The organism is Gemmatimonadaceae bacterium (genome assembly GCA_016720905.1).
Taxonomy (GTDB): Bacteria; Gemmatimonadota; Gemmatimonadetes; order Gemmatimonadales; family Gemmatimonadaceae; genus Gemmatimonas.
Map to the genome: position 1 here is coordinate 1 of JADKJT010000026.1, position 13302 is coordinate 13302.

Here is a 13302-nt window from a genome sequence, read left to right on the forward strand (position 1 = left end):
CACCAATATCCGCCACGGACACGCGGGACGCTGGATGCGGAGTATTGGCAATGGTGCTCGCCAGGTTGGAGCCACGGTACTCCGCCAACGCCGCCCCCTTGGCGCCGTACACGGCGAAGACCTGCCCCTTCGATTTCAAGGCCGGGTCCACGCGCTGGCAGTCGCTCGACCGCGCTGTGGCACTCCTCCTCCAGCTGAGTGGCGGAACGAGGAACTCCTGATTCCTGCGCATCGCGCGCAGCATCAACGGGGATCGGCAACCGGACGGTGGCGATGACCCTCAGTTCATGTTCGCGCCAGACGGTGCGATCGATCGCCGCGAGTCCGGCATCATCGACGTCGTCGAGTGGCAACACCAACAGGTCCACCGGCACTCGTCCATGCCGCTCGATCGCCTGCGACAGGAATCGGCCCGTAGAACGCGGACAGCCAAATCGATGCAGCGTCGAATCGAGCACGGAGTCGTCCGCCGCGGACGCCCCGACGACGCCGAGGCCTGACGGCTCAAGCGAACTCCATGCGAATGCCGATCACTTGGTTTCTTGGTGGGCGGAAGACGCCCGAAGGCATCCATGGCCGGTCATGTGTCGTACCGGTTTGGACCGCACCAGATCCTGTTCACGCGGATTCATCGGATCGATGAGGACCGGCGTCACGACCACCACCAGCTCGGATTCGTTGCGCTGGAAGGATGGAGCTAGAAACAACAAGGCTACCGAGAATGGGGATGTCCTGCCCGGGCAAAGACTGCGCCGCTGCGCCACCCTCTGGCATCGTCAGAGAACAGACCAGACACAATCAAACTCTGATCGCGACGAACGTCGATGGTGCTGGTAATGCGACGGGTGCGAAATGCCGGAATGCGGAACCCGGACAGCACCACGCCATTCGAAAAATCGAGACTCGAAACTTCCGGCGTAAAGGTGAGCTTGATTGGTGATGCCGTTGGTGGCCCCGGCGCTCCCCGACTCGCACCTCGACGGGCACCGGCACTTCGCCGCCAGCGAGGAACGAGGCGGATCTTCGAGATTGCCGGCGATGTTGTTAGTTCAGCCAACAGGCGCTGGGCGCGCGCGCTGTTCTTCGGCTATCGAGGAAGGCGAGCACACTGGTCGTGCCCAGGTCGGACAACACGGTGAGGAATGTGCTGACGACGGCAGCGTGGTGTCGCCCGTGCTGTCGATGGGGTTGATCGGTATTGAAGATGCCCGTGCCAGTGCGCGATGTCTTGTCGCGCCAGACGCTGGACACGCCCAGATTGCGCAGCGTCGCGACGCACCGCTGGCGAATTTCACGCCGATCGCGAGTTGCTTTGCGATCGGACGGTGAACTGGCACGGTAGTCCGATAGCGCGCCGGGTCCCGTCGGCAAACCAGAGGATGGCGTCGTCTCGCCAGTTTCATGGCTTGATCAGGACTTCCTGGCGGAAATCACCCCCACGTCGGCGATATCCGGCAGTGCGATCGACACCTTGGTGACATTTTCGTCGGTGCGCAGGATACGCGCGGCCGACAGACAACGACAGCGGTTTGACGGGCGTGTCGGCCAACTGGGCCCGCGCCGGATTGGCGAACAGAACACCGCCAGGACAGCCACGCGGCGCGAACTCGTTGTAGTCGATTCACGATTGGCGTGGTCAGGCGATTTCTCCCGTGCAGCTGCCTAAGAGACCGACGAACAGACGGGCGTCAGGTTCAGGCCGGATTGGCGTCGCGTTTGATGGTGTCCTTCTTGAGTTTTTCATCCTGTCGTTTGGCCCTCGCCACACCCTGCACGGCCAGCGAATCCGGTACTGCGGGAGCCTTTACCACTCGGGGACTGGTACAAGATGGCACAATGGGTTCGGCCCGCGGTGCCGGTGTCGACTGCGCGGTGCCGGACGGCGGCAGGCGGCGGGCGTCGGTACCGTCTCGCGCAACATGGCGGCGGCGTTGCCGGTATTGGGCTTTCTGGCGTTCGCATCACCGGCTTCGGGAGAATCCCCGCAACACGAGCTGGATTTGTCCGCGCGCGGTGGCAACCGCAGTTCCGACTCTTCCGGGGTCACCTCAATCGTGGCCACTCCATTTGGCGTTACCGTCCGTCGGCCCCGCGGGTCACCCAGCACCCATGGCCAGTACGCGCATGTTCTCCATGAGCAGCTTGGCCGATCTCGGTTCACCTGTGCTTTGCTCTCCCCGAGGGTCAGGATGTCCCGCGACTGTTGGGCTGGATCATGCCGTTCATGCCCGACACGTCATTGATACGCACCCCATCGCCCGCGCCGGAGTGATCTGGCTTTCCAGCCCTGGCGCCGCGCCTTCGGGAGCCAGCCGACCGGCACGATTGCCTCGCCGCATAGATGGCCACATGTGACACGCGTCCGCTCACCCGCACGGGGTCTCGAACGCGTTCTCGGGAACCTGGGTTCGGGCCACTGCGCAACGCGTACGTCGGCTTCCTGGATTTCGGCACCCTCGGCGATGTCCTTGGCAGCGACCACCACGGGGCGCGTCGCGATCTGATTACTCGCCGTGCTGGCATTGATGTACCGAAACACCAAATACGTCGCGATGGCGGCGACGAAAAGCGATGCGATCAGAACAGATGAATACCTGCGAATGGCCATGTGCTACGGTGTCTCCTGGAGACCGACGAACGCCCCAATGCGATTTTTGTTCTACGATCGTTCCCAACGAAAAATGGCTTGCCGAGTGACTGTAATGGTGCTGAGCACGCTGAATCCGGTCAGATCGGCAAACAATGGGTAATTCGTGACGCTGACCTGCACTTCGTTTCCAACCAGCGCTGCCGTGACCTGACTCGGGTCCACCGGATATCCGAAGGCCGTCGAATAGACGGTGATTCGGGCTCTGACAGAGGCCTCTACCGCCCCGATGGTCAGGGAATCCAACGTCGCGCCGTATCGGGCGCCTTCGCGCAACGCGCCGGTGAGCACGTTCAGTCGCTGGTACGCCCGTGAGAAGCTCAGCCCGCCCCACACCAGCAGGAAAAAGATGGGCACGACAAGCGCGAACTCGACAACGGCGGCGCCGTGTTGCTGGTTCCGAAAGGCACGCCATCGACTCCGCATCCAGCGCATACCGGCTCCTATGCCAAGATTTTCGGAAACCACGCTGCCACGAGCGCACCACCGGCCAGAGGGCGACACCATACGGCGCAGGTGCCGTTTCAGTCCCGGCCGGTCGTCGCCCGTTACCCAAGGACGCCCAACGAGCGAGATGATAACGCAAGAGCCGTGCGCTCCACTCCGGCCTGCAGACGGCGCTGGCGCAAAAGCGTGAAGACGGCCAGTACGCCACCAAGCAGCGCCGCAAGCAAGGCGGCGCGCCAGGTTGGCCCCGGTCCCAGCCACGCTCCGGCTGCTGCGAAGAACTGACGTCGCCGCCAACAGCCCAAGCAGCCAGAACGCGATCCAGATGGCGAAGCCAAGCCCGGCCCCTCGACGCGCTGCGAAGGAGGGCCACCGACAGCGGCCATGTCGAGACAGAGAACGCCACGCCCGAGAGGAGGATAACGACCACCAGGGCGTTCGGGATTCGTCGGGCCCGAACGTCGGTGACGCAGGCTACCAAGAGCAACCCGGAAAAAAGCGCTCCCCACCAAGGGCCGTACGCGGTCACTCCAAACATACGAATGCGCTGCTCCGCGATCCCCTAGACGCGGGGACGAAATTCTGTGTCTGTCAGGACGGAAACGACGGGTGGTGCACTACCTTCGGAAAAGTAGTGCACCACCCGTCGTCCAACATTCATGGTGAATCTACTGAGAAGAATCGCCTACACGGTCGTGATCGAATTCGTCTTCTTGGTAAACCAAGAACTCAGCTTGGTGCCAAAGGCCAGCACGACGGCGACCAGCACGACAGCCACCAGCGCAATCAACAGCGCATACTCGGTGACCGCGATTCCGTCGTCAGACCTCAGAAACTGCCGAACGCCTTTCATTGGCAACTCGGATGGCCGATGACTTAGACGGTCGTGATCGAGTTGGTCTTGGCCGCGAACCACGAACTGAGCTTGGTGCCGAAAGCAAGCACGACTGCAACGAGCACGACCGCCACCAAGGCGATCAGAAGTGCGTACTCGGTGACGGCGATAGCGTCGTCGGCCTTGAGAAACTTACGAATGCGGTTCATACCGGCTCTCCTTGGGTAAAGTTGCATAGTTACTAACCGTTGCCGAGAAGGCAGCGAAGGAACCCCACCTGCTCTCTGGCCTGAGACACCGGAAAGTCATCACTAAGACACCCGAATATGCCACTCGGCAACAAGAGCTTTGTAGGGGATATGTAGCAAGTAGCGTGACATTGCACACGGGCACATCCCCTGACATTTCAGTCTGGTAATACCTGATGGTGGAAAGTCCGAGACAAGTTGATGAGGGGTTATATGTAAGTCATTGTATTACAGGCGTTTATGCGGCAGGATCATCGTCGGACGGCCTAGGAGTTTTCAGCGAGGTCAGGGGTGGTACCGACGCACGGCGAGCGGAACACAACGGGAATTCGTTGCTCTGGCGCAACAGGTTTGTCGGAAGGGACCAACATGAGGCGGGCACGCTAGTCCGAACTCCCAGCTGCAGATGACCCCGTCAGTCCCCGTCAACTGCTGATCACGGTGGAAACAGCAGACGGCGGGGAGTGCGCGCCCTGATGCGCCAGAGCTTCGCGAGATCCATGAACGCCCGAAGAAAGTCCAGACCCCGGACCTTCGAGTCGCCTATGTCGGCCCAGCGCGCCAGCGGGAATTCATAGATAGCGCCGACCGCCGGCACGTCGCCGATGCGATTCCTCTCATGGGCAAAGCGCGAGATCATCTCGACATCGAAGATCCATCGCGAGACGAACGGTCGCTTGAGCACCGTGTCGAGCTCGCCCGTGGCCCGGAACAGCTTCGCTCCGCACTGTGTGTCGTAGATGGGCATCGAGAGCGTCAGCGACGCCGCCGTGGCGAAGATCCGGCCGACGTAGTGGCGGACGGCGCGTCTCTCGATGTCGCGGCCGAGCAACCGGACGCGCGAACCGAAGACCCAGTCGATCTCCGGTCGCGTGCGCAGCACGTCGAGCAGGTCGGCGACTGCATCCAGCGGTGTAGACAGGTCGGCATCCCAGAATCCGACGACATCGGCGCCAGCGGCCCGTGCCCTGAGCAAGCCTGCGCGGACCGCCTCACCCTTGCCGGCGTTAGCCGGCTGCACGTGCACGCAGGCGCGCGATACGAACTGACTGGCGAAGCGTTCGAGGAGTTCCCGGGTGCCGTCGGTGCTGCCGTCGTCGACGAAGATCACCGAGACCGAGGGCTCTTTTGAGAGAAAGTCGCGGAACGCGCCCATGTCGATCCGCTGCGCCTCGTTGTAGCAGGGGACCACCAGGGTGAGTGCGATGTCCACGGCGCCGGCCATGTCGGTTGGGAAGCGGGGGTATCGAGGAGTGCACCTGCACAAGCGCGTGCCCAGGCGAATGATCAACAATACGCGCGAAGGGCGACGCGAGCACGGGCCGTTACTTGAATTCCGGGCCATGAAGAGTGAGCATGCCCCATGCTCATCCTGCAAGCTGCCCGATCGAGGGTCATGGAGCTCCGTGGCACAGACTGGACCGCTGGGCGACCGTTGGATCGACGACGGTCGCTCCAGATAGCCCTGTTCGTTGGTGTTGTCAGCGGTCTCGGGACGTGGGCGTTCCTCAGCCGCCCCGATGCACCGTCGGACTTCTTCCACTACTGGTCGGCCAGCGCACGCGCTGCTGTCCGGCGGCAACCCGTACACGGTCATTGCCGAGGGTCCGGCCAATCTCCTGGCACGATGTCACGCTGTACCCCCTGACGACGCTTATGCTGCTCGCGCCGTTCGCGCTGTTGCCGCTGGCCGCCGCGGGAGGCGCGTTCATTGGAGTCTCCGCGGGACTCGCGGCCTGGGGATTAGCGCGCACGGGGGCGGATCGCCTGCCGCTGTTTCTTTCCGCACCGTTCCTGCTGAACCTCTCGCTAGGCCAGTGGTCGCCGTTCCTCGTTGCCGCCGCCCTGATTCCGGCACTCGGTGTCATGGTGTCCGCGAAGCCGACGATCGGTTTCGCGGCGTTCGCGGCGCGGCCCGCCTGGACGACTGTCATTGCCGTGACGGCATTGCTGGCAATAAGTCTGCTGATCATGCCAAGCTGGCCCAGCGAGTGGCTCGGCAATGTCTCGAATCGCGAAGAGAAATTCGTACCATTGCTGCGCCCCGGCGGATTCCTGCTCGCGGTGTCGCTGCTGAGCTGGCGCCGCCCTGAAGGCAGGCTCTTCGCCATCATGAGCGTCGTGCCGCAGAATCTCTTCTTCTATGACCAACTGCTGTTGTGGCTGGTGCCGCGTACGCTCAAGCAGTCACTGGCGCTTTCGTTCTGGAGCTTTCTCGTCTTCATGGTCTGGTGGCGTGTCGTGGCGCGGGGCGACATCGATTACATGAGACAGGCCGTTCCGTACTCGTACTCGCTGTACTTCGCGGCGCTGGGAATCCTGCTGTTCAACTGGTGGCGTGATCGGCGCGCGGCGGCCGCCGGGTGAGTCTCATCACGCGTTGGCGCGACGTGTGGCAACTGTTCACGCGTGACGATGCACCGTCCCCGGATGCGACGCCCGTTGCACTGAAGCACCGCATCTGGACGGCCATCGCGATCGGCCTGGCCAGCGGGGCGTTCTGCTGGCTCTGCTCCCTTCGTCCGGGATCGGTGGCCGACTATTCCTATGCGCATTCGGCGGCGCGACTGTTCCTCGACGGGCAGAACCCGTACCTCGTGATGGGAACCGGGGCCCAGGCGTTGGCCAATGAAACGACGCTGTACTACCCGTTCACGGCAGTGCTCGCGGCCCTGCCATTGGCCCGACTGCCATTGGGAGTGGCCTCGGCGATCTTTCTGGGCATTTCCGCCGCGCTCCTCGCCTTCTTCATCACCCGCGACGGTCTCTGGCGCATCCACATCTTCGCCAGTTCATCGTTCGTGGTGGCGGCGCTTCTCGCGCAGTATTCGCCGTTGGTGATGCTGATGGCGTTCACCCCGATGGCCGGCATGTTGGCGGCGCTGAAGCCGAACATCGGCCTTGCCCTCTTCGTGCGTCGGCCGAGCGTTCGCGCCGCACTCGGCGCGGCCGCCTTCGGGGTGTGAGCCTCCTGGTCTTTCCCACGTGGCCGGTGCATTGGCTTCATGTATTGCGTGCCGATGTCTCGGCCACGCGTGTGCACGTCATGCCGGTCCGCGAATTCGGCGGGTTTCTGCTGCTGCTGTCGGTCGTCGGTTGGAAGCGCGCGTCGGGCCGGCTGCTGCTCGCGATGAGCCTGATCCCTCAGCTCCTGTTCTTCTACGACACGCTGCTGTTGTGGCTCATTCCGCGCACGCGAAGGCAGTCGATATTCCTCACGGCGTGCAGTCAGGCGGCAGCACTCTCGTGGTATGTCTTCATTCGCGAAGGACAGTCGATCGTGCGGGCGGCGGCGCCGTCCGTCTTGTGGCTGATCTACATGCCGGCGCTGCTTCTTGTGCTATGGCAATGGCGGCAGGACCGAGCGGTGGCAATAAAGACCCGCCGCGACATTCCGCCCGATCTCTTAGAGACCCCCAACGGAATTCCTGTCACAATACATCCGTCACTGGAGCACCATGATTACTTCGGTTCATGATACCACAGTGCTGCCGGAACCTCCTGAACACCGACCCAGCATCAGAGCGAGAGCGGCGATCGCCGTGGCAATCGCCCTCTTCAGCGGTGTTGTGGTCGGCTTGGATTACGCGTACGCCCCCCGCTGGATCCTGACTGATATCGATCAGGTGTGGTTCGCTGCGCAAGCCGTGCTGAATGGACTCGATCCGTATCCGCTGATTGGTCCGGGGCGCGAGTTCGACGGCCCGTGGCCGCTCTATTATCCGCTAATGGCGCCGATCTCGATTCTCCCGATTGGCTACCTGCCTGCTGTCGGCGCGCGCGTACTCGTCGCCGCGATTCCAAGCGGTCTACTCGCCTTCCTGCTCACTCGAGACGGTTACCGTTTCCTTCCGGTATTCGGCTCAGGTGCATTCCTTGCCAGCATCAAGCTTGTCCAGTGGCCGCCCCTCCTTGCCTGCGCGCTCTTTCTCCCCTGGCTTGGATTCTTTGCAGCGGCTAAGCCAAATCTGGGCCTCGCGATTCTGGCCGGCTCGCGCACACTTCGAGACTCTATCATTGTCGTCTCGGCGATCGCAGCCATCACTTTGATTGCGTTTGTCATCCCGCCAGGCTGGTATACGGAATGGCGTGCGGCGGTCGAGTCGGCACCGCATTTCCGGTCGTACATGCTGGTGCCTGGAGGTCAAATTCTCCTGCTGTCGCTTCTGCGTTGGCGTCTCCCGGAGGGACGCCTGTTTGCGGCTCTTGCCATAGTTCCCCAGACACCGAGTCTCACGACGGTACTGCTGCTGCTGTTCATTCCCAGTACACGCAGAGACGTGACCATTCTCGCCCTGCTCACCTATATCCCGTTCTTCTTCGTTCAAGGTTCGAAGGCCTTTGGAAGCTTCAACGAGTGGGTGGATGTCATGGGATGGGCTCTCTTGCTGACAGCGTACCTGCCGGCGCTGTACTTTCTCCTTCGCAAGCCGAATGTCGGCCCAGTTCCCGAATTCATCGAACGCGCTGTCCACACCCTGCCGGCGTGGATCAGGGGGTCGGCGTCGCCGAGGGCCATCTCTTTCCCATCCTGAAAAACATCGACGAAAGGACGGAGTGGTGGATCGCGCCGGAGCAGCCCGGTGCGGGACGCATTTTCACGCGGGAGCGCGTGCATTACTTCACCTGGCTCCCCGACTTCACCCCGCGCCCGCTGATGCCGCTGGCGCTCTCATTCGAAAAGATGCTCGAGCGCGGGCCGTTCCATCGCTATTCCGCGCACTACATGGCCGTGCTGCGAAAGGCCGGCGACGGTGACCGTGGCACCCATGCCGATGACATGAGCCACACCGCAAGGATGGCCAGCGGGAACCACCAGAAGCCCGAATAGTCGGTGCCCGTTTGCACCAGCTGCACGACGATACCGAGATGGCACAGCAGGATCGCGGCACTAAGTGCCCACCGGCGCATCGAGCGATCAACCTCGCCGAATGCACGGAGAAAGATGATGACTTGTGGAACCGCCAGTACCGCATGATCGAACGTCCATCCGAACGGCGCCGCGATCACGGACAGGCACAGCGCCAGCGGAAACAGCTCGTCGAGCGTCTGCATCCGCGATCTTCGCCACAGCCAGATCGCGAACAGCACGACGGCAACGATCGGGATCACCTGGAGCGGCCACGCCGATCCGTTCCCCGTCCATCGCAGGAGCAGATCGCGGACTGCGTGCGCGAGTGTCGGCGTCTTCCACGTGTAGGCCGGCAGGGCACCGGCCGGTGGCGATATGACACTGAGCCACCAGAGCTTCACCAGCGCTGGTGATGTCGCGATCGTGCCGAGGAGGAGAAGGCCTGTCCCGCATGCCGCGCCAATGGCGATTCGCCATCGCCGTTCACGCCAGATCAGAATCGCCGCGAAGACCGCGACAAGGAAAAACAGGTGCGGCTTGACCGTGAGTACCGACAGCGCCGCACCCGCGAGCAAATCGTGCTTGTGCCGTATGCTCCAGAAGGCCGTCGCCACGACGAGGAGCAGCAAGAAACCCACCTGTCCGCGCTCGATCGCCATCAGCGCCGGCATCGACAGGAGGCTCCCGAGCGCCGCGGGCACGAAATCTATCGCCTCGAGTCGTGCCCGTCGGTATCCCGATGCAATCAGGAGACACGCCAGCGTCGCCATGACGACGTTGACTCCCATCCATGTCGATGCCGCCAGACCGTAGGATCGCTGGAGCACGGGACGCATCAGCACGAGCAGCCACGGCGGGTTCCACATCATCAGCGGCACGTCATCCGCTCGTCCGGCCGCCTGCTCCACGGCAAGGAGTCTCGCAGGGTCGTACGGGTTCTCTCCGCCAAGCGCCACCTGGTTGGCCGCCCAGTACTCGATGAAATCCTTGGTTCCCCAGTCGTCATACTGGAGCGGTGTGCGACTAATCATCACCCCCACTGCCACTGCGATCATCAGCAGGACGCTGCCGACGATGCGGCTTAGTTGGCGAGTGGTGAACGGGGACAGGCTACCGGGGTCTTCGTGCAACGCGGATGCAGTGGGCACACGCAAACTTCGCTGAAAGACCAGGATGCTGCAAATCGCTTTCCGCGAACAATCGACTAGGGCCGGCTCTGGCTCCCGCCGTGGTCGCGGCGTAAAGTCCGCAGGGGAGCGCCGGCTTCCAGCGTGTCGGGCAAACGAAAACTGAACACATGCCGCATTCCGCGAACGCACACACACGAGATGAGGGATGGCGTCTGACGCGGCTTCGGCTGTCACACGTCTGGGCAATGGCGGCCATTGCGCTGCCGTTGTTGATCACGATCGGCGCACGCATGGGATCTGTCGATCTCACGTACCATCTTCGCGCGGGCGCCATGATGCTCGATTCGGGCGCGCTCCTTCGAACGGACACATTCACGTTCACCGCCGCTGGCGCCCCGTGGGTCGATCAGCAATGGCTCGGTCAGGTCGTGCTCGCCTGGGTGTTCCGCGCCGAGGGATGGCTGGCGCTGGCCCTCATGCGCGCGCTGCTGGCGGGCATCGTGCTGGTGTCAGTGCATGCGGCGTGCCGGGCGCGCGGCGCGGCCGCACGCCCGGCGGCCTGGCTGACACTCGGCAGCGCGTGCCTGCTGCTCCCGACGCTGCAGCTCCGGCCACAGTTGTTCGGACTCGCGTGCTTCGCGCTCACACTCTGGCTGATCGCCGGCCGGCGGAATCATCGTCGTCGACTCTGGTTCATGGTGCCACTCGTCATGCTGTGGGCCAATCTCCACGGCACCTTCGTGCTGGCGATCGGTCTGATCGGACTGGCATGGCTGGATGACATTCACGACCGTGACCGGGGCGCTAGCCGACTGGTGATCGTCGGCCTCGCGTCGATCGCGGCAACGCTGGTCAATCCGTTTGGCGCCCGCGTCTGGCTGTATGTGTTGGAGCTGTCGGGTAATCCGGCGGTCAGGCAATTGGTCGCCGAGTGGCAGCCGACGTCCATCGATTCCTTCAGCGGCGCCGTCTTCCTCGTTTCCGATCCCGTCGTGGCCCTCTTGCTGGCGCGTTTCCGCGTGCGGCCGGCGTGGCCAATGCTGCTTGCGCTGGCATCGTTCTTCCTGATCGGGCTTCTGTCTGTTCGTGGCGTGTACTGGTGGGCCATGTCCGTACCGGTGATGCTCGCCGGCACGAGCGTGGGACGAGCGATGGCGCAGCGCGAGGATCCCGTGAACGCGGGCAACTCACTGATCGTCGTGATCCTCGTAGTCGCGCTATTCGCGTCGTTCGGCCGGTGGTTCCCGTTCCGGTCGGCCGATCGCCTGCCGACAACGCTGCTCACGGAGGCGCCAATGGGAATCACCCATGCGCTTCGGGGGACCCTGGCCGCCGGCGAACGCGTGTTCAATGCGCAGGCGTGGGGGTCCTGGTTCGAATACGCGCTGCCGGACAACCCGGTCGCAGTCGATTCGCGCATCGAGCTCATTCCCGCATCCGTTTGGACGCGCTACGCCGACGTGTCCAATGGACGGGACGGGTGGCAGCGCATTCTCGGCGACTGGAACGTGCGCGTGGTGGCCGTTCATCCGGTGCAGCAGGCGCAACTCCTTGGCCTGATATCGCGCGATGTCGGCTGGACGCTGGCGTACCGCGACGCCGACGGCGCCGTGTTCGTGCGGCGGTAGTCCGCTCAGAGACTCACGCGCTTCGCGGTGCGGTACTTCGCGGGCACATCGCTAAGTGACGGGTCGTTCTGCCCGCGGAGATTGAATTTCAGCATGAACCAGACGGCGGCCACGCCGTCCTTCCAGTTGATCTTCTTGCCCTCGAGAGAATCGGGTACTCAAACCCCTGACCTTGAGCTTGGCGATCTTGGCGGTGATTTCCGGCTCGAATCCGAAGCGATTGCACTCCAGGGTGATCGGTTTTCAGGATCTCGGCGCGAAAGACCTTGCGGCGCGTCTCCCTGTCCGAGAGGTAAAGGCCGCTGAGCAGATCGATCGCCAGGTCAGCAGCCGGTTAGGCGTAGTGAAACGTCCGATGCATTGGGACTGTTCTTGCGATAGCGACTGCCGTAAACGATGTCGGCGCGATTGAGCAGGATCGCGTTGACCAATCCACCAGGTCTTCCGGCGCATATTCGAAATCGGCGTCCTGGACGGCGATGATCTCACCGCTGGCACGTTCGAAGCCGCGACGCAGCAGGGCGCGCTTGCCACAATTCTGTGGTTGCCGGATCGCGACGAGCGGATGCGACTTGCCGTACTCCTCGACGATTTCCACGACCCGTCGCGACTGCAGTCGTCCACCAGCACGTATTCCACCGGACACGGCCACGACACCGTCCTCAGGCGCTCGAGCACGTCGCGAAGGTGCGGTGCTTCGTTGCAAACAGGGATGACCAGCGAGAGTGGCCATGTGACGGTGCGGCGGCGTCGAAGGAGGGGTCGACCATCGAGCGATTGCGGTGTGCTCTTATGCAAGACGTTCACCCGGGAATTGGTGACAGTCGGGTCGCTGACGTGACGGCGTTGCCAGCGGCTCAATCAGCAGATTCTGCAGGTCGGACGGGCTGATCCCGGGAATCTGGGACGCCTGACCCAGCGACCGCGGCCGGAAATGGCATGCAGCTTCTGGCGCGCTTCCGTCGACAGCGTCCGGATGGCGAGATAGTCGAGGCCTGAGCGAGGGGCATGGGCCCATTTGCGCGCAGGCGCGCGACGCGGGTCCGTTCGCGCCGCAGTAGCCGGAGTACTTGATCTCGAGTTCAGCGCCGACCACCGCATCGGGCGGCAGGTCGCCGCCCACGCCAGTGGCCGGTGACACCGCGTGCGGCGACACGCCGTGCGTTTGGTTGGGCCCGAGGCGCGCACGGCATGCGCCAGCGGCGCCGAGTCAGCGGCGGCGAGCACACTCGCGGCGTGTTCCGGCGTGACACTGGTCGCATCGGCCAACCGCAGCGCCACCCGCACGCAGCCATACGCGATTCGGCCATGCGCGTTCGCCGTCACAATACACTCCAGCTGCGATGGCAATGGCGGCGAGCGGCAATCGCATTGTCCTGACGCACGGTAAGCCGGAACTCGCTGCGCGAGGTGAACAACCGATACGGCTCATCAACGCCCCGCGTGACGATCGTCCACCAGCACGCCGATGGCTCGTTCCCGTCCAAAGATGATAGGCTCGCGCTCCTGCACCCA

Annotated in this window: 17 protein-coding genes and 2 pseudogenes; 5 read left to right on the forward strand and 14 right to left on the reverse strand. The window is 63.3% G+C overall.

Translation table 11 applies throughout. From position 1 onward, the window contains the following. The 10 genes and pseudogenes from IPP90_16315 to IPP90_16360 all read right to left on the reverse strand — a co-directional run. On the reverse strand, nt 1-458 hold a 458-nt coding region (locus IPP90_16315; protein ID MBL0172253.1), incomplete at its 3' end, for a hypothetical protein. Between the two features lie 254 nt (nt 459-712). Then, entirely contained in the window at nt 713-1057 is a 345-nt protein-coding gene (locus IPP90_16320) for a hypothetical protein (GenBank protein MBL0172254.1), read from the reverse strand. After that, a complete protein-coding gene (locus IPP90_16325) occupies nt 1045-1371 on the reverse strand; it encodes a hypothetical protein (protein ID MBL0172255.1) in 327 nt (108 codons plus the stop codon). Before IPP90_16325 ends, IPP90_16320 begins: the two co-directional genes overlap by 13 nt. Before the next feature lie 39 nt (nt 1372-1410). Beyond that, nucleotides 1411-1596 (reverse strand): pilus assembly protein N-terminal domain-containing protein, encoded by a 186-nt coding sequence (locus tag IPP90_16330; protein MBL0172256.1) that lies wholly within the window; start codon nt 1594-1596, stop codon nt 1411-1413. 640 nt (nt 1597-2236) lie between these two features. Next, nucleotides 2237-2608: a hypothetical protein gene (locus tag IPP90_16335; GenBank protein MBL0172257.1), complete on the reverse strand. Its 372-nt coding sequence runs from the start codon at nt 2606-2608 to the stop codon at nt 2237-2239. Nucleotides 2609-2659: 51 nt separating this feature from the next. Further along, a complete protein-coding gene (locus tag IPP90_16340; GenBank protein MBL0172258.1) occupies nt 2660-3082 on the reverse strand; it encodes a pilus assembly protein in 423 nt (140 codons plus the stop codon). A 382-nt stretch (nt 3083-3464) separates the two neighbouring features. Further along, nucleotides 3465-3632 (reverse strand): annotated as a pseudogene (locus tag IPP90_16345) (prepilin peptidase). Between the two features lie 147 nt (nt 3633-3779). Continuing rightward, entirely contained in the window at nt 3780-3947 is a 168-nt protein-coding gene (locus IPP90_16350; GenBank protein MBL0172259.1) for a Flp family type IVb pilin, read from the reverse strand. 23 nt (nt 3948-3970) lie between these two features. Next, entirely contained in the window at nt 3971-4138 is a 168-nt protein-coding gene (locus IPP90_16355) for a Flp family type IVb pilin (GenBank protein ID MBL0172260.1), read from the reverse strand. A 475-nt stretch (nt 4139-4613) separates the two neighbouring features. After that, nucleotides 4614-5402 (reverse strand): glycosyltransferase, encoded by a 789-nt coding sequence (locus IPP90_16360; GenBank protein MBL0172261.1) that lies wholly within the window; start codon nt 5400-5402, stop codon nt 4614-4616. 431 nt (nt 5403-5833) lie between these two features. Here IPP90_16360 and IPP90_16365 point away from each other — a divergent pair, with 431 nt between their 5' ends. From IPP90_16365 to IPP90_16380, 4 genes are all read left to right on the forward strand, one after another. After that, on the forward strand, nt 5834-6544 hold the full coding sequence (locus tag IPP90_16365) for a hypothetical protein (GenBank protein MBL0172262.1): 711 nt from the start codon (nt 5834-5836) through the stop codon (nt 6542-6544). Continuing rightward, nucleotides 6541-7143: a hypothetical protein gene (locus IPP90_16370; GenBank protein ID MBL0172263.1), complete on the forward strand. Its 603-nt coding sequence runs from the start codon at nt 6541-6543 to the stop codon at nt 7141-7143. Before IPP90_16365 ends, IPP90_16370 begins: the two co-directional genes overlap by 4 nt. 80 nt (nt 7144-7223) lie before the next feature. After that, entirely contained in the window at nt 7224-7655 is a 432-nt protein-coding gene (locus tag IPP90_16375) for a hypothetical protein (GenBank protein MBL0172264.1), read from the forward strand. A gap of 64 nt (nt 7656-7719) precedes the next feature. Next, complete coding sequence (locus IPP90_16380; protein MBL0172265.1) at nt 7720-8712, forward strand: hypothetical protein; 993 nt, start codon at nt 7720-7722, stop codon at nt 8710-8712. A 187-nt stretch (nt 8713-8899) separates the two neighbouring features. Here IPP90_16380 and IPP90_16385 read toward each other — a convergent pair whose 3' ends face one another. Beyond that, the gene (locus IPP90_16385) at nt 8900-10177 is read right to left on the reverse strand and encodes a DUF2029 domain-containing protein (protein ID MBL0172266.1); all 1278 of its coding nucleotides are present in this window, start codon (nt 10175-10177) and stop codon (nt 8900-8902) included. 149 nt (nt 10178-10326) lie between these two features. Between IPP90_16385 and IPP90_16390 the strand changes: the two genes are divergently transcribed. Beyond that, nucleotides 10327-11787 (forward strand): hypothetical protein, encoded by a 1461-nt coding sequence (locus IPP90_16390; protein ID MBL0172267.1) that lies wholly within the window; start codon nt 10327-10329, stop codon nt 11785-11787. A gap of 334 nt (nt 11788-12121) precedes the next feature. On the opposite strand, the gene IPP90_16395 is transcribed toward IPP90_16390, so the two are convergent. The 3 genes and pseudogenes from IPP90_16395 to IPP90_16405 form a co-directional block, all read right to left on the reverse strand. After that, nucleotides 12122-12439: a glycosyltransferase gene (locus IPP90_16395; protein MBL0172268.1), complete on the reverse strand. Its 318-nt coding sequence runs from the start codon at nt 12437-12439 to the stop codon at nt 12122-12124. A 138-nt stretch (nt 12440-12577) separates the two neighbouring features. After that, entirely contained in the window at nt 12578-12943 is a 366-nt protein-coding gene (locus tag IPP90_16400; GenBank protein MBL0172269.1) for a hypothetical protein, read from the reverse strand. A 166-nt stretch (nt 12944-13109) separates the two neighbouring features. Further along, nucleotides 13110-13302 (reverse strand): annotated as a pseudogene (locus IPP90_16405) (hypothetical protein).

Excerpts from the sequence above, each read along its gene's own strand:
- IPP90_16335 (MBL0172257.1), bottom strand. The coding sequence starts at position 2,608 with ATGGCCATTCGCAGGTATTCATCTGTTCTGATCGCATCGCTTTTCGTC.
- IPP90_16340 (MBL0172258.1), bottom strand. The coding sequence starts at position 3,082 with ATGCGCTGGATGCGGAGTCGATGGCGTGCCTTTCGGAACCAGCAACAC.
- IPP90_16350 (MBL0172259.1), bottom strand. The coding sequence starts at position 3,947 with ATGAAAGGCGTTCGGCAGTTTCTGAGGTCTGACGACGGAATCGCGGTC.
- IPP90_16355 (MBL0172260.1), bottom strand. The coding sequence starts at position 4,138 with ATGAACCGCATTCGTAAGTTTCTCAAGGCCGACGACGCTATCGCCGTC.
- IPP90_16360 (MBL0172261.1), bottom strand. The coding sequence starts at position 5,402 with ATGGCCGGCGCCGTGGACATCGCACTCACCCTGGTGGTCCCCTGCTAC.
- IPP90_16365 (MBL0172262.1), top strand. The coding sequence starts at position 5,834 with ATGCTGCTCGCGCCGTTCGCGCTGTTGCCGCTGGCCGCCGCGGGAGGC.
- IPP90_16375 (MBL0172264.1), top strand. The coding sequence starts at position 7,224 with ATGCCGGTCCGCGAATTCGGCGGGTTTCTGCTGCTGCTGTCGGTCGTC.
- IPP90_16390 (MBL0172267.1), top strand. The coding sequence starts at position 10,327 with ATGCCGCATTCCGCGAACGCACACACACGAGATGAGGGATGGCGTCTG.